Below are 16,438 nucleotides of genomic sequence, written 5' to 3' on the forward strand. Positions count from 1 at the left end.
TAAACTCTTTTTTAACCTAGAGCAAAAGTTAATTACTCCAACATTCAGCCGGCGTTTTAACACCATCAGAAGTGATTTGAATAACTGCACAATCTGTATCTCTAGTCGCTTGCGTTCCAATCGCTGTTGCTTGCAAGGTATATTTAGTCGCAGAGCCGACAGAAGCATCTATCTCATAAAAGCCGTTATCTACAATATAAGGATCGGTATCCATTCCCAACTGTTTCATATTCTTGGTAAATTTCTTATGATCCAAATAAAACTGTTCTTGCCTATTAGCCATATTCATAAGCCCTGAGAGAGCATCTGCACGGGCCCCTCTAGCAGCGAAGCTAGTATAACTAGGGTAGGCAATCGAAGCCAAAATACCAATCACCACAAGTGTAATCATGGCTTCAATTAACGTAAAACCTGAGATTTTTCTATTATATTGCACCATTTTTAATTCTCGTTCTGATGGTAGTAAATTCGATTGACACCTAAGCCACCACCGATACATTTATCATCGCCTTCAGGACAACCATCGTCGCCTAAAACATCGTTTTTAATCATATCATTAGCAGCATCACCAATACCTATCAAATACATATAGCTGTCTGAATCGCCATTTTTTGGTACTACTAATGTTGGCGTATCAGGTACTTGTTCACCCATTACAAAATAGTCTTCACTATGGCTATACGTCCTCGCACCTTTATGTAAATCGAACCCATATAAGCGCCCTTGACCAGGGACTAAACATGCGGTTTCGCTGGCTCCAGTTTCAGGCACATATGAAGTAAAAAAGACTCTTCCTGAAACAATTGTTGCCGCTGATAATGATTTCTCACCTGCATCACTAAAGTTATAATACCAGCCTCTCTTGGCACCAAATGTTACAAGCTCAGAATCTGAAGAAGGTGATTCAGTTGTCACATTATAGAGATCTGTTAGTTCAAGGGGGTCAGGTGCTGTATTACTGGCTGCAGAGCTATAAGATTTAGTGACAATATTTCTATCTTGCAATGTAAAGAATTTATCAGCTCTTGCCTTATCAAGAGGGTGGGGTCTATGTCCGCTTCCTATTACAACAGCATCATAAGGAATACTTTGATAAGTCATTGTAGTTGTTGAGGTTCCACTACCATCCGTATGCGTATGTTCTGCAATGTTACTGAAAGTAGTTTGTGCCACAACAGGCTCTGAGTAGAAACGAATATCAGTTGTTGTTGTCCCACCACCGAGAGTTGCAAATTTGAAAGCACTCCAAGGGTTTGAGGTATCATTTGGCAAACCTGGCATATCTAGACGCCATACATTGGCACCAGTATCTGTCGCATAAACTCTATCGGTTAACTGATCATTATTACTATCAAGAATTGCGACCTTATTTGGAATACTATCCGAAAGCCCTGGCATTACCGTATCACTGCCTGTTAGTCCGAAAGTATATACTTTTGTTCCATTATCGGCATCGATAATATAGACCCCAGTGCCAATACTATCTGAACTTCCAACATTTGAGCCATCTTTTGTCGTAGGGTTATAACCTGCGCCGATAATCAATACAGGATCAGCATCAGCTGCAGTTGTTGCTCCAGAAGGCCAACCAGGAACCTTAGTGATTACAGGTTCTGACCACGATTCACCTTGTAAAGTAAAGTCACTAACTTGAGAAATCCACTTCAATGAAGGTGAATCTGGATTTGTAATATCCAAAGCATAATATGAAGTTCCACCTCGTCTCATACCAATAAATAACCATGCTTTTGAGACTTTATCACTTGAATCCCTCTCAATATAAGCAACTGGCGAACTATCCATGCCGTATATAGAGTGAACACCTGTCTGAGGGTTATCACGTAAACCTTTTATATTTTTAAGCAATTCGGCTGGCATAAATGCCCAAGATTCAGAAACGGGTACATCAGCAGTTTCATCATCCTTGAACATATGAAGGAACCCATGGTTTGTTCCCATTAAAATACGGTTATCCGGCTCTGAAGAGTTGCCATAGTTAATAACAAGCGGCCTTGAGTGCAGCGGGTCGCCGATGATATCTTGACGTAAATAGAGAGGCGCAGTGTCAGCTTTATCATCATGATCTTCATCATCAACATTGACGCCTTTCGCCCAATCAAAATTGTCATCGATTCCGCTAATGTCGACTCCCATGTAATCAGCTAAATCAGCATCTGTAGATAAATAGCTATTTAATTTGGCATTTGCCGGCGTGAAGGCAACTAAGTCACCGCTGCTACCTGCGTTAATCAATACCTTTCTTGAGCTAACAGACGAGCTATAAGTTGACTTCATGACCCCTGCAACACCGCCATCAGAAACATGATAGCCACGGTATGAATCGCCAGTACAATCAGTTGTCCAATACGGACAAGCTTCTGCAGCGATAGTACCTGAACTATCGAATGCATCATTGCCATTTTTATCAACTACAGTCCCATCAGCAGTCACTTTAAACTTCTTTAAATTACCTGACCAACGAGGTCCTTTATCAGGCAAAAACATTGCAAAATATGCGTCATCGCCAGTTTGGGTTTTATCAAGCACTACTGAAGGAGAAGTAAAACTAGAATCCGTTCCTTGAATTGCTGTTACAGCTTGTAAAAGCGAAGCTTTCAATGCTTCAGCAGAGTTTGCTTTATAATATTCACCACCAGCTTTTTCGGCCGTTTTTTCTAATAAAGCTTCAGCGGCATCAGCACCAGAACTAAAGCCAATCGTGTAAGTCGATACAACTTGATCAGACGGTGCATTTGGGTTGACATCGTTGTTGTACATCCAATTAGATAGTGAAGCTAAATAATTGGTTTTCATAGTACCCCACTCGTTAATTTCTTCACCTAATGTCAAGTCTACACCAGGTAATAACGCGATTGCAGAATCGGCACTAACATCTAAATTTGGAATTCCGTCGGTAACATAAATAATTGATGCATTAGACTGGCAATCTTTATTCACGAATGGCGAAATATAATTCCCGTTAGACTCGATAGCTGTATCATAGGAAGGATTAGAGGTAGAGCCTGATGTTTTATGGCCAAATTTGACTGGTTTACCATATAAGTAACTATAAGCTTCAAATAAGGTTTCACATAAAGGCGTATAGTTGCCGTGAATAGAATCAGAATCTTGAATAGACGTAATTACGCTATTTTTGTTTGCAACCGATGCCTCTTTAATACCAGAAATAATACGACCGCCATCTTTAGAAGTACTGTCGTTTTTGTTAAATATTAATAAACCAAAGTCTATACCTGGAGTACTGACTATAAGCTCTTCTAAGATTCGTTTTGCCACATCCATACGTGTATATGAGCTGCCATTTGCCTTGCCATTTGGCTTGCTATCATTATGGTACCAAGTTACGTATTCTTGAGTATAAAAATGTATTGGATCACCTAAGCCAAAATCGGTCAGTTTAGCTTTTTCAATATCTGAATCATAAGGAGAGGCAAGCGCGTCGACGGGATACCCGGCAGAAACACCACTAGCGTTGGTTGTATTTTGCTCATATATATCTTCATAACAATCTACGGTCGATACAGCACTACCATCTGTTAATGGAAATTTACTCCAAACACTGCCTTCATACTGACGAAAATAACCCGTATATATTCCATATTCTTCAAGGAACGTTTTAGAACTCGCACAGCCATTGATTGAGTTTAAGATGTATTGATTACTACTTAGTTCTGGAACAACGGCACCATCATTCGAAAAATATAACTTAGTACTGCCTCCAATACTCCCTTGATCATGAAATCTAGGAGCAGTAAAAGAATTATCACCCATTGAGCCGGATGTATCTAATATAAGTAATACTTGCGGATTATCGTTACTTCTTGCTGAAGACTCTGCTACATATAGTTCAGTATCATCAGCGATACTTGTCGCAGCTAGAGCAATAGTCATAAAACTTAAAGTAAAAGTGGATATCTTCTTAAACATGTTTAACTCCCGGTGAGCACTTCTTGCTCAATGCCCGTTGTAACGGTAAGTTGTCCTACACCGCCTCTTCCAAAAGTAGCAGAACTCGAAACTTCTAGGCGTCTGCAGCTGATTAAATTAGCCGCGCTTGCTTTTTCAGTACGCTGGCAGTTTACGTCGATACCTGGATTATCTTCAGGCATTAACTTAATATTTTGTGTTCCATCCATTTCAGTTACGACACCATCGGCAGTTCTCGTGCTGAAGTTATGCGTGACATTGTCATTAATCACGATGTTTAGCCCTCCTTGTGCCTGAGCTAATGCAGAAACTCGGTCACCGCCAGCACCCGCCATTCTTAAGGATTGACTAGAGTTCACCGCTAATGCGACTCCGATAATAGTCATAACAATCAGTACCACTAAGGAAAAAAATAACACCATTCCTTGCTGGTTTTTTAATGGTTTAATCATTGAAGTAACCTAAATATTAATTTCTAATTAAAACAGGGTTATCTAACACGACAGTGGTCGACATCACTTTTCTTCGATATTTATCATTCGTTGCTGGAATTGATTTATCACCTAACTGATAGACTATTTCGTTCTCATAACTATCATCTTCTTGAATAGATCGAACTAATACATAGATTTTAATCGCAACTAATCTCTGAAACCCTTGGTTATCCCACATCATGGTTGACACTTCATTAGCTGGCATAAATGAATCGGGAGTTGAATCACCATCATCATCAAAACCATACAAAAACCTTATGTTCTCAATACCTTCTACTAACTGATCTTCATTGTTCATGCCTTTAGAAATATTCAAGGTTTTACGACTAAGAATAGGTATCCCGCTATCATTTTTAATAAAATAAATATGATGCTGATACTCCCAAACTCTACTATTTAACTTATTCGGAGCAACACTGCTCCCATTAAAAAATTCAATTTCATTTGAGGTCACTGAAGCATAGTATCGATTAGTATCTTGAACTGCGGTTTCTGGACCCACTAAGCGTTTGATTTGAATCACATCGGTACCACTGATCGGAGAAATTGCAGCACCACAGTTTAACGTGTTAACGCTATTTCCTTGCTCATAACCCCATAACCTTCTGAAGTGTGCAGGGACGTTTAGAGGAAACGTTGCATTATTGAAGCCATCACCTACACAATCACTAGGCACTGCAGTAGCTGAAACTGAGGTGTTGGTACCCAGTAGTAAATCGGTTCCAGTAATGTCACCAAAAAAACCTAATTGACTAATATCGCGCTCCATAATAGCTAAAGCTATCCGACCATTCTCTTGCAACTGAGTAAACTGGCTTGTGGTAGTCACATTGCTTGAAGACATATTGAACATCGAAAATAAACCAGCTGAAATAAACAAACTAATGAGCATTGCAATCATTAGCTCAACAAGCGACATTCCTATTTGTAATTTTTGTTTAGTAATCATTCTAATAACCTAAAAGATTGCTGTCTCAATTTCGAAAATTCGTTTTTTGTTGTTTTTAGCACCGCAATTTTTGACGTAATCCGAGTAACCAGTCTCTGTGCCGTGTGACTTTCTGATACCTGTCCAACTCATCACAACCACAACTTTATTGGGCTCAACATAGATACAGCCATTTGGAGACGGCAATCCACCAACATTATTAGCGCCATCTTTTTCAGCCTCGCCAATAAATGCTGATTGCCACTCATATACATCCCAAAGCTGTAATTCGGCAGGAGTACAAATTGCGGCACCTGAGCATGCCTTCGAAGGAGCGGTTAAAGAAGCACCTGTATATGTCGTGCCCGTTGCAGAACCATAAGAATCTAAAACCGACGGGTTCAAACGCATTCGATTGATAATGTCGTTGGCATAGTAAGAAGCTTGAGTTTGCTGAAATGATTCGAAGCTACCGCGTTTTGAGACGATATGCAGATTAAAAATTCCAATTAAGCCTACGGTCAAAATAACCAAGGAAACTAAAACTTCAATTAAGGAAAATCCATTCCTTTTCGCTGACATGAGTGTCAAACCTCCATTTTCTGCCACTATATTGACAAAATGATTATAATTATTTGTTTAAAATCTAAAACTTAGATACAAAATACTACAATGTAAAATAAGAGTCGAGCAAGATGTAACCAAAACTAACAAGTATTGTATACCAAATATTAGCTAAAGATTAAATTTAACGATCTATAGAGTATAGACTAATTACTCATGCTTTAGTTACAGGCACAAAAAAACCGCAAGCCAGAATAGCTCACGGTTTTATAAATAGCTTATTTTGTTTTCGTATCAGGCCTTTAAGCTGTCATTATTATCTAAGCTCGGCGGGTACGGCAAAAACAGTATCTTCTTTTCGCCCTTCCACTTCGGTGATGACCGAAGGCTCAAATTTAGCTATAGCATCAACCACTTGTTGAACAAGTACTTCTGGCGCTGAAGCCCCAGCTGTAACCGCAACTTTAGATACACCATCAAACCAAGCTTGATCAACATCGGCTGCGGTATCAACTAAATAGGCTTGAGTGCCTGTTTTTTCTGCAAGCTCACGCAGTCTATTGGAATTAGAGCTGTTTTTAGACCCGACGACAATCATCAAGTCAGCTTCAGAAGACATGTTTCGAACGGCATCTTGACGATTTTGAGTCGCATAACAAATGTCGTCTTTTCGCGGCCCTTCAATAGAAGGAAACTTCTGTTTTAACGCTTCAATAATGTCTAAAGTATCGTCCACTGATAAGGTTGTTTGAGTGACAAAGCAAAGGTTGTCAGGATCTTTAACCTCTAATGCCGCTACGCTTTCCGGTGACTCAACAAGATAAACGCCACCTTGCGGATTATCATACTGACCCATAGTACCTTCAACTTCAGGATGTCCTTCATGGCCGATTAAAATACACTCTATTGCTTTACGGCTAGCACGGGTGACTTGAAGATGCACTTTAGTCACAAGTGGACATGTTGCATCGAAGACTTTCAGTCCTCTATGCTTAGCTTCTTTTCTTACCGCTTGGGATACACCATGAGCACTAAAGATCACGATGCAATTGTCAGGTACTTCATCTAATTCATCAACAAAGATTGCGCCACGGTCTTTTAAGTTTTGAACCACATATCGATTATGTACCACTTCATGACGGACATAAATCGGTGGTTCAAACAACTCTAGTGCTCTTTCAACGATACTAATCGCTCTATCTACACCAGCACAAAAACCACGTGGGTTAGCTAACAATATATTCAATTCAGGAGAAGTTGGGTCAACTTTTAGCATGTTAAAGTACCTCTACAACTTCAAGTTCAAAAGTGACTTTTTGGCCCGCTAAAGGATGGTTTAGATCAACAGTGATGGAGTCACCAGCGATTTCACGCACCATACCTGGTATTTCGCTACCACCAGGACCACCAAAACTGACTATCACGCCCACTTCTAATTCCATATCAGCTGGAAAGCGGCTTCTATCCATATGATGGATAGCATCAGGGTTTGCTTCACCAAACGCATCAACTGGTTCTAAAGTAAAAGTGTGATTATCACCTTGCTGCAATTGGCTAATTTGCGCCTCAAATGCAGGGCTTAAACTGCCATCACCAGTATTAAAACGAGCAGGCTTACCAGACGCTTTTGTACTATCTGCTGTAGAACCATCCTCTAGAAGGATATTCATATGACATAAAATAGAACGGGTTAAAGTGTGTTGCTCAGACAATGTAGCTCTCCCTAACTTCCTGTCGGTGGTTCTTCAGGCTTAAATGATTCCCAAATGATCAATACCGCACCGATAAATATACCAGCGTCAGCAATGTTAAATGCAGGGTAATGACTTGTATTCCAGTAGAAATCGATAAAATCTACTACATAGCCATGCATTAAACGATCAACTAAATTGCCTATCGCCCCACCAATAATCAGCGTATAAGCTAAATTTGAACGCCAAAGTGATGAAGACTGTCTTCTTAACCAAACAGTTAGAAGCACACTAAAGCCAACAGCAATAATGGTAAATAACCAACGTTGCCAACCACCTGCTTCACTTAAAAAGCTAAATGCTGCTCCGTAGTTACGCACATAAGTAAAATTAAAAAAAGGTAAAAGCTGTATTGAATCATGCAGCTCAAAATTCGCTAACACCCATTGCTTAGATAGCTGATCGGCAAAAAAAACCAATACAGCTACCCAATACCAACGAATGCCACTTTCTTTCCAAGTCGATGGCATTATAAACCCTTAAGCAAAATCACGATGTTCGCCATCGCCTTCGATGTTAGTAACACAACGACCACATAGTGTTGAATGTGACTCGTTAGAACCAACATCGTCACTGTAATGCCAGCAACGTTCACACTTTTCAGCTTCACTTTTTGAAACCATTAATTTAAGCGAGCTAAGTTCAGTTTCGATTGCATCAGCAGAAGCATTGTCTAATAACTCAACTTTCGCTTTTGAAGTGAGTAAAACAAAGCGAAGTTCGTCTGATAACTTACCAAGTTGAGCTGCTAAATCAGCATCAGCAAACAGAGTCACTTCAGCTTCTAAAGAGCCACCAATTCGTTTATCACGACGAGCTTGTTCTAATACTTTATTAACTTCATTACGCACAGTCAGTAACTGCTGCCAGTATTCATCACTCAAGTCATCAGCTAAAGTCACTGACTCAAGCCCTTGGTACCATTCTTCAGTAAAGACAAATTCTGTGCGCTCACCTGGTAATAATTTCCAAATTTCATCAGCAGTGAAACTTAGTACAGGCGCAATCCAGCGTACCATCGCTTCGGCAATATGGTATAGCGCAGATTGACAACTACGACGAGCATGGCCATCTTGCTTAGCTGTGTATTGACGATCTTTAATAATGTCTAAATAAAAACTTCCTAGCTCTACAGAACAGAACTGCATTAGCTTTTGTGTAACAGAGTGGAAATTATATTGATCGTAAGCTTCAATAATTTCATTTTGAAGTGCAGCTGCGCGGCGTACAACCCAACGATCTAGTGACACCATATCTTCTGTAGCAATCATGTCTGTTTCAGGGTTAAAACCATTCAAGTTAGCCAACAAGAAGCGAGCAGTATTACGGATACGACGGTATGAATCGGCACTGCGATTTAAGATTTCATCAGAAACCGTCATTTCACCACTGTAATCGGTTGCAGCAACCCATAAACGAAGGATGTCGGCACCCAGTTTATTGATAACTTGTAAAGGAGCAATCACGTTACCCACTGATTTTGACATCTTGCGACCTTTACCATCAACGGTAAAGCCATGGGTTAATACTTGCTTATATGGCGCTTTGCCATTCATTGCAGTTGAAATCATCAATGAAGACATAAACCAACCACGGTGTTGATCACTGCCTTCTAGATATAAATCAATTTCGTGACCATTAAATTCTGGACGAGATGCAACCACTGATGAGAATGTTGAGCCAGAGTCGTACCAAACATCTAGAGTATCAGTCACTTTACGGTATTGTTCAGCCTCATCACCGATTAATTCGCTTAGCTCAAGATCCCACCATGCTTGAATACCTTCTTGCTCGATACGATGAGCAACGCGTTCCATGATAGAAACACTATCTGGGTGTAACTCTTCAGTTTCACGGTTAACCAGTAAAGTGATTGGCACACCCCAAGTACGTTGACGTGAGATACACCAGTCAGGGCGGTTTTCAACCATTTTTTCGATACGGCTTTGGCCCCAATCAGGGATCCATTGTGTTTTCTCAATTTCAGCTAACGCCTGAGGACGCAAGCCATGGTTATCCATCGAAATAAACCACTGTGGCGTAGCGCGGAAAATAATAGGTGTTTTATGACGCCAACAATGTGGGTAACTATGACGGTAAGCAACATGGCATAATAACTGGCCTTTCTCTTCCAGTAATTCAACCACACCTTTGTTTGCTTTAAACACGTGCTGGCCAGCAAAGAACTCAGTATCCGCTTTATAAACCCCGTTATCACCAACTGGATTTGCAACTTCTAAACCGTATTTTTGTCCAACCACGAAATCGTCTTGACCATGACCAGGTGCAGTATGAACAATACCCGTACCAGCATCAGTCGTAACATGATCGCCCAAAATAGCAGGCACATCGAAAGACGAAAAAGGATGCTGAAAACGCATCAACTCAAGCTCAGCACCTTTTGCAGTACCAATAACTTTATGGCTTTCAGCTTCGAAACGCGTTAAGCAAGACTCAACAAGTACTTCAGCCAAGATTAGAGTTTTAGTTGCGCCATTTTTAGTAAACTCAACCAAGCTGTAATCAAGATCAGGGCTTAATGATAATGCACGGTTTGCAGGTAGTGTCCAAGGTGTTGTTGTCCAGATAACTGCGGCAACTGGAGTCTTATAGCCTTCAACGCCAAATTTAGCGGCTACTGCTGCTGCATCAACAGCATTGAAAGCAACATCAATTGCCGGTGAAGTTTTGTCTTCATATTCAACTTCAGCTTCGGCTAACGCAGAACCACAATCTGTACACCAGTGAACAGGTTTAACACCTTTATGTAAATGGCCACTTTCAATCACTTTTGACAAAGAGCGTACAATGTTAGCCTCGGTGCTGTAATCCATTGTTAGATATGGGTTATGCCAATCACCTAAAACACCTAAACGAATAAAGTCATCACGCTGACCATCTACTTGTTTAGCTGCATATTTACGACATTCTGCACGAAACTCAGCAGCAGAAATCTTTTGGCCAGGCTTACCAACCTTTTTCTCTACCATAAGTTCGATAGGTAGACCATGACAATCCCAACCAGGAACGTATGGCGCATCAAAACCAGCCATTGTTTTTGACTTGATAATGATGTCTTTTAAAATTTTATTGACTGAGTGACCGATATGAATATTGCCATTCGCATATGGAGGGCCATCATGCAAAATAAATGGTTTGCGTCCAATTCGACTGTCACGAATTTTTTGATAAAGTTCGTTTTGAGTCCAACGGTTTAACATTTCTGGCTCACGATTAGCCAAGTTACCGCGCATCGGAAAATCTGTTTCCGGCAAATTCAACGTAGATTTATAGTCGGTCATTGATCCTATACCATTAATTGGGCTGATTTATTTCAACCTGCATCATTGCCAAACAAAGCTTTTGCTTCATTTGCATCATTCAAAATTTGTTTCTTTAGTGCCTCAAGTGACTCAAACGGATGTTCATCACGGATTTTAGCAACTAATTCAACTTCTACTCTTTTACTGTATAAATCACCATCGAAGTCAAATAAATGGACTTCTAATTGGCAAATTTGGCCGTCAACCGTCGGTCTAAAACCAACATTGGCAACGCCTTCATATATATCGCTATCATCCCAATACATTTTTACGGCAAACACCCCTCTTACGGGTGACACCTTTCTCTTTAATGCAATATTGGCAGTTGGAAAACCTATGGTTCTACCCAACTTTTGCCCATGTGCCACTCTACCCGTTAGCACAAAGGGATGACCTAATAATCTTCTTGCTTGCTCTAAATTACCTAGAGCAAGTTGTTCTCTAACTGCTGTCGAACTCACGCGTATCGAACCTAAAATGAAGCTTTGGGTACTCACAACAGTGAATCCAAACTTTTTGCCAGCTTCAAGTAGCATATCAAAGGTGCCAGCACGATTCTTACCAAAACAAAAATCATCACCGACAACAAGGTATTTAACCCCTAGTTTTTTTACTAGCAAATCTTCAATAAATTGCTCAGCTGGCTGATTAGCAAAACGACTATTAAAATTGACGCACAATAAACGGTCAATACTTAATTCATCAAGCAGGCTAATCTTATCGCGAAGCAAACTGATTCTTGCTGGAGCATCTTGCTGACGAAATAACTCTTGAGGTTGTGGCTCAAACGTCATAACAACTGCGGGCAACTGAAAGTGCTTAGCTTTATTAACTAAGTTATTAAGAACTTGCGCGTGGCCTCGATGCACACCATCAAAGTTACCAATAGTGAGCACGCACCCATGATGCGAAGGTAAAATATTGTGTATACCGCGGATTAATTCCATTACGCCAATTAACTGCAACTGTAAATCGGCTGATTATATACTAGATAGATTTGATTATCAGCACTCATGATTGACGTTTCATCTTCCAAGGTCTTAGCCCCATTATGACTAGGCTCAATAAATACACAACTGCGCCAGAAACAATCAGTTTTATAAGAGTCAATATCTTCATCATCATGTCCATTGCAAGCCACTCACTTTGAACAGGTAGTGTATTTAACAACAATACTGTCATAAGCCCTGTCGCAATAATCACTTTGATGAAAAATATGACAGTTGATTTCGTTATTCTATAAACACCAGCAATGTGTAGCCCACGGTATAACAATACTGCATTTAACAATGCTGATAATGACGTTGCAATTGCAAGCCCAACATATCCAAATGGAATGGCAAAAATAATATTGAAAACCATATTGCTTACCATGGCAATAATGCCGAATTTAACCGGCGTTTTTGTATCTTGACGAGAGTAATAACCTGGTGCTAATACCTTAATCATCATAAAGCTTAATAAACCACAGCCATAGGCCACTAAACTATATGAGGCCATCTCAACATCACTGACTGAAAAAGCGCCGCGCATAAATAGCACCATTAACATTGGCTGAGCCAATATGATAAGCCCAAGCATCGCGGGTGCGCCCAACAGCAAAATCGCTCTTACGCCCCAATCCATGGTCTCACTAAACCCAGTGCCTTTATCATCAACATGCTTTTTAGATAACGCAGGTAGAATCACAGTAGCAATGGCTATACCAAACAAACCAAGTGGAAACTCCAACAACCTATCAGAGTAATAAAGCCAACTAATAGAACCCGTCATTAAAAAAGACGCTATAAAGGTATCAAACAATAAATTGATTTGAGACACCGATACCCCAAACAAAGCAGGGATCATTAATGTTCTAATTTTAACAACACCAGGATGGTGCCAACCCCAACTTGGTTTTACTAAAGCATTCTCTTTTAGTAAAAATGGCAACTGAAACAAAAATTGTACTAAACCACCAAAAAATACCCCCCATGCTAGAGCCAGTTCAGGTTGCTCCATTGTTGGCGCAAAATATAATGCAGCAACAATAATGGTGATGTTTAAAAAAACTGGGGTAAAAGCAGAAACGGCAAACTTGCCTCGGGTATTTAAAATCGATCCCGCTAAAGCAGTTAACGTAATAAACCATAAATAAGGAAAGGTAATTTTCAACATTAATGAAGCGAGTTCAAATTTGCCTGCATCAGGTCCATCATTTAACCAGTCATAAAACCAACCACCAGCAAACAATGCAGCTAATAAAGGCGAAGCAATAACACCGATTAAAGTCACAATACTGACAATGCCACCTAAGGTACCAGCAACTTTAGCTAATAACTCACGAGTCTCTTCGGGTGTATTTTTTTGTTGGTATTCAGTTAATACAGGAACAAAAGCTTGAGCAAATGCACCTTCAGCAAACAGTCTACGTAAAAAGTTAGGTATTTTATTAGCAAAAATAAAGACATCTGCACTACTACCTGCCCCCATTAAATTCGCAATAACAACATCACGGATCAGGCCTAATACTCTTGATACCAAAGTCATCACACTGACTATTGCACCCGATTTTAATAACTTTTTACTCAAACAGCCTCCGAAGCAGCTTGCTATCGATATTTTAAACGTGGATATATCTCAAATTTTCCATTCTACTACTGTCTATGCGGTAGAAGAACTGTTAGAATGCGCCACATCTTACACGAGTTGGGTTGAAGATCACCGCGCAAGGTAGTTATATTTGTTTATTTGACGATATTTCTGCCATATTCATTGACAAAATGAATAAAAGCAGGCATATTCCTCGCCCTCAAAGTATTAATCCCAGTTTTAGGAGTTGCACCTTGGCTAATAGCAAGTCTGCAAAGAAGCGCGCGCTTCAATCTGAAAAACGTCGTCAGCATAATGCTAGTCGTCGTTCAATGTTACGTACATACGTTAAAAGAGTTATCGCTGCTATCCAAAGCGGTGACCACAAAGCGGCTACAGAAGCATTCGCAGCAGCACAACCGATTGTTGACCGTATGGCGACTAAAGGTCTTATTCACAAGAATAAAGCCGCTCGTCAAAAGGCACGTCTAAACACAAGAATCAAAGCACTTGCTGCTTAATCTCGTGATTTAGTTTTTAAAAAACCGACTTAGGTCGGTTTTTTTATATCTAAAATAAATGACTCACTCAACTTTGGCGCTATTTGAGTCTATCCCCACCCGATTACATCACTCTTAGCTCAAGCCTTCACTATTTTTAATACTTACATTCAGTGTAAACATATACAACTAGGCTTATTGCAAGCTAATAAACAACATTCAGGTCATGGCAACCCGTATTGGCTGCTAACGATATCCAGCTAAAACTCCCTTCAAAAATATTTACCGCAACAAAAAGCTTTCATGAGCCTTCTTGAAAGCAAAAAAAAACGCCTCAACAGCACTTACCTAAGTAAGTAACTGACTAAGACGCTTTTAGCACTGAGCAGATACTAAGCCATTAGTGGCAGTATAAGTTATCCAGTACTTTAATCAGCTCACGAACTTCATCACTTTTAAGTGAATAGAAAACAGTTTGAGCTTCTTTACGTGTACAAACGAGATTATCTTTTCTTAGCCAAGCTAAATGCTGCGATAATGCAGATTGGCTTAGGCCCAGTTTTTTGTTCATCTCACCAACGCACATTTCACCTTCATTAAGCAAATGACATAAAATAAACAATCGGCGTTCATTTGCTAGTGCTTTAAGCATTACTACAGCATGATCTGCACGCTGTTGCATTAATTCTATATTCATCACGCGCTTGGTTCTCCTCAATCATCTCCCTCGCTAATATAGCCTTCCCTAACAAATAGGGCAGCGACATGAAGCACACTTTTTGGTAGATTGTTTTTAAAAATGAGACTTAGCTAATAAAAATGAAGGAAACTCATGAAAAACTACAATAAGGCACTCTTTGCAGGAATGGTTTTTACTGCGTTGTCAGGATGTCAGAATCAAACTAATGATACCCAAGTAACTAAAATCGAGAACACTAAAGATAATGCGGTTAGTCAACAACTCGTCCTAAAAGCTTTAGATTCATCTTTAGGTTATGAAATCGTTGAATCACTAACAGTCGAAGTGGGCCCTCGATTAGCTGGTTCTGAAAAAGATATTATTGCCGTTGAATGGGCGATGGATAAACTGAAAAGTTTAGGATTCGATAAAGTTTATAAAGAATCAGTTCAAGTCCCTGCGTGGTATAGAGGCAGTGCGAAAGCTTCAATCACAGCTCCCTATGAACAACCACTTGTTATTACTGCACTAGGAGGCAGTGTTTCAACGCCAGAAGAAGGCATACAAGCAAATATTGTACGCTTTGACACACTTGCCGATTTACAAGCGGCAGATCCTGAATTAGTCAAAGGTAAAATTGCATTTATCGATCATAAAACCGAGAGACATATTAGCGGTAAAGGCTACGGGAAATCGGTCGGAGGTCGTTCTAGAGGCGCTGTTGCTGCAGCAGAAAAAGGCGCTGTAGCTGTCGTTATTCGCTCAATTGGTACCGATCATGACCGCATGGCGCACACAGGTATGATGCGTTATAAAGATGGGGTGAAAAAAATTCCTGCCGCTGCGTTGTCAGCACCAGATGCTGATATGATTAATTCAATGCTCAAGCGTGATGACAATATCACCCTTTCACTTAACTTAACGTCGAAAAATTTGGGTGTAGCAACCTCTTACAATGTCATTGCTGAAGTCACTGGTAGCAGTAAGCCAAAAGAAATTGTATTAATCGGGGCACATCTTGACTCATGGGATGAGGGGACTGGCGCCATTGACGATGGTGCTGGTGTCGCCATTGTTACTGCAGCAGCTAAACTTATCCAGGATTTACCACAAAAACCTGCAAGAACGATAAGAGTTGTATTATATGCAGCTGAAGAAGTTGGCCTTGTCGGCGGTAAAGCGTACGTTAAACAGCATAGTGATGAGCTGGAAAAACATTATATTGCAGCAGAGTCAGACTTTGGCGCAGGTAGAATTTATCAAATCGATTTTAACGTTAACCCAAACGTATTTGAGCAAGTTCAACTTGAACATCAATCAATGACTATCAATGGTGTAAAACTTGGTAATAACAAAGCGTCAGGCGGCCCGGATGTCTCTATGATGCCAGGTTTAGGTGTGCCAGTTGCATCATTAAGGCAAGATGGTACTGACTACTTTGATTATCATCACACCCCTAACGACACGTTGGATAAAATCGATCCAAAAGCGCTTGCCCAAAATGTCGCTGCTTATGCTCAATTTGCGTATATCATGGCGCAATCGGAACTTGATTTACGCCCTTTAGCCAAAAAAGAACCCAAATAGCCTTTTAGCAAAACTGTTAGGCAATAAAAAAGCAGCGAAATCGCTGCTTTTTTATTGTCTGTTCGTTTTAAAAAAAACGGTTAGCTAATCCAA

At 40.1% G+C, this 16,438-nt stretch carries 14 protein-coding genes; 2 read left to right on the forward strand and 12 right to left on the reverse strand.

What is annotated here, in order from left to right; translation table 11 throughout:
- Positions 1 to 28 precede the first annotated feature (28 nt).
- The 11 genes from J8L86_RS01975 to murJ form a co-directional block, all read right to left on the reverse strand.
- Positions 29 to 439: a type IV pilin protein gene (locus J8L86_RS01975; protein ID WP_055025640.1), complete on the reverse strand. Its 411-nt coding sequence runs from the start codon at positions 437 to 439 to the stop codon at positions 29 to 31.
- Positions 440 to 441: 2 nt separating this feature from the next.
- The gene (locus tag J8L86_RS01980) at positions 442 to 3,948 is read right to left on the reverse strand and encodes a PilC/PilY family type IV pilus protein (protein ID WP_211028471.1); all 3,507 of its coding nucleotides are present in this window, start codon (positions 3,946 to 3,948) and stop codon (positions 442 to 444) included.
- A 2-nt stretch (positions 3,949 to 3,950) separates the two neighbouring features.
- Positions 3,951 to 4,400 (reverse strand): pilus assembly PilX N-terminal domain-containing protein, encoded by a 450-nt coding sequence (locus J8L86_RS01985; RefSeq protein ID WP_055025638.1) that lies wholly within the window; start codon positions 4,398 to 4,400, stop codon positions 3,951 to 3,953.
- Between the two features lie 16 nt (positions 4,401 to 4,416).
- Positions 4,417 to 5,391, reverse strand: a complete 975-nt coding sequence (locus J8L86_RS01990) for a PilW family protein (protein WP_065109059.1) — start codon at positions 5,389 to 5,391, stop codon at positions 4,417 to 4,419.
- Positions 5,392 to 5,400: 9 nt separating this feature from the next.
- Positions 5,401 to 5,952 carry a type IV pilus modification protein PilV gene (gene pilV, locus J8L86_RS01995; protein WP_065109058.1) on the reverse strand — a complete coding sequence of 184 codons (552 nt, stop codon included), beginning with the start codon at positions 5,950 to 5,952 and terminating at the stop codon, positions 5,401 to 5,403.
- Between the two features lie 298 nt (positions 5,953 to 6,250).
- Positions 6,251 to 7,180, reverse strand: a complete 930-nt coding sequence (gene ispH, locus J8L86_RS02000) for a 4-hydroxy-3-methylbut-2-enyl diphosphate reductase (protein ID WP_211028633.1) — start codon at positions 7,178 to 7,180, stop codon at positions 6,251 to 6,253.
- A gap of 31 nt (positions 7,181 to 7,211) precedes the next feature.
- The gene (gene fkpB, locus J8L86_RS02005; RefSeq protein WP_082972330.1) at positions 7,212 to 7,646 is read right to left on the reverse strand and encodes an FKBP-type peptidyl-prolyl cis-trans isomerase; all 435 of its coding nucleotides are present in this window, start codon (positions 7,644 to 7,646) and stop codon (positions 7,212 to 7,214) included.
- Positions 7,647 to 7,657: 11 nt separating this feature from the next.
- Positions 7,658 to 8,155, reverse strand: coding sequence for a signal peptidase II (lspA, locus tag J8L86_RS02010; RefSeq protein ID WP_211028474.1), 498 nt, complete (start codon positions 8,153 to 8,155; stop codon positions 7,658 to 7,660).
- A gap of 9 nt (positions 8,156 to 8,164) precedes the next feature.
- Positions 8,165 to 10,987 (reverse strand): isoleucine--tRNA ligase, encoded by a 2,823-nt coding sequence (ileS, locus tag J8L86_RS02015; protein ID WP_065109056.1) that lies wholly within the window; start codon positions 10,985 to 10,987, stop codon positions 8,165 to 8,167.
- Positions 10,988 to 11,019: 32 nt separating this feature from the next.
- Positions 11,020 to 11,955, reverse strand: coding sequence for a bifunctional riboflavin kinase/FAD synthetase (gene ribF / locus J8L86_RS02020; protein ID WP_065109055.1), 936 nt, complete (start codon positions 11,953 to 11,955; stop codon positions 11,020 to 11,022).
- A 64-nt stretch (positions 11,956 to 12,019) separates the two neighbouring features.
- Positions 12,020 to 13,579: a murein biosynthesis integral membrane protein MurJ gene (murJ, locus tag J8L86_RS02025; protein ID WP_065109054.1), complete on the reverse strand. Its 1,560-nt coding sequence runs from the start codon at positions 13,577 to 13,579 to the stop codon at positions 12,020 to 12,022.
- A gap of 254 nt (positions 13,580 to 13,833) precedes the next feature.
- On the opposite strand from murJ, the gene rpsT reads away from it, so the two are divergent.
- Positions 13,834 to 14,100, forward strand: coding sequence for a 30S ribosomal protein S20 (gene rpsT, locus J8L86_RS02030; RefSeq protein ID WP_055025630.1), 267 nt, complete (start codon positions 13,834 to 13,836; stop codon positions 14,098 to 14,100).
- A 379-nt stretch (positions 14,101 to 14,479) separates the two neighbouring features.
- On the opposite strand, the gene J8L86_RS02035 is transcribed toward rpsT, so the two are convergent.
- Positions 14,480 to 14,776: a metalloregulator ArsR/SmtB family transcription factor gene (locus tag J8L86_RS02035; RefSeq protein WP_055025629.1), complete on the reverse strand. Its 297-nt coding sequence runs from the start codon at positions 14,774 to 14,776 to the stop codon at positions 14,480 to 14,482.
- A 135-nt stretch (positions 14,777 to 14,911) separates the two neighbouring features.
- Between J8L86_RS02035 and J8L86_RS02040 the strand changes: the two genes are divergently transcribed.
- Positions 14,912 to 16,345 (forward strand): M28 family metallopeptidase, encoded by a 1,434-nt coding sequence (locus tag J8L86_RS02040; protein WP_211028475.1) that lies wholly within the window; start codon positions 14,912 to 14,914, stop codon positions 16,343 to 16,345.
- Positions 16,346 to 16,438 lie beyond the last annotated feature (93 nt).

Source organism: Shewanella sp. MMG014 (assembly GCF_018100775.1).
Classification (GTDB): Bacteria; Pseudomonadota; Gammaproteobacteria; order Enterobacterales; family Shewanellaceae; genus Shewanella; species Shewanella japonica.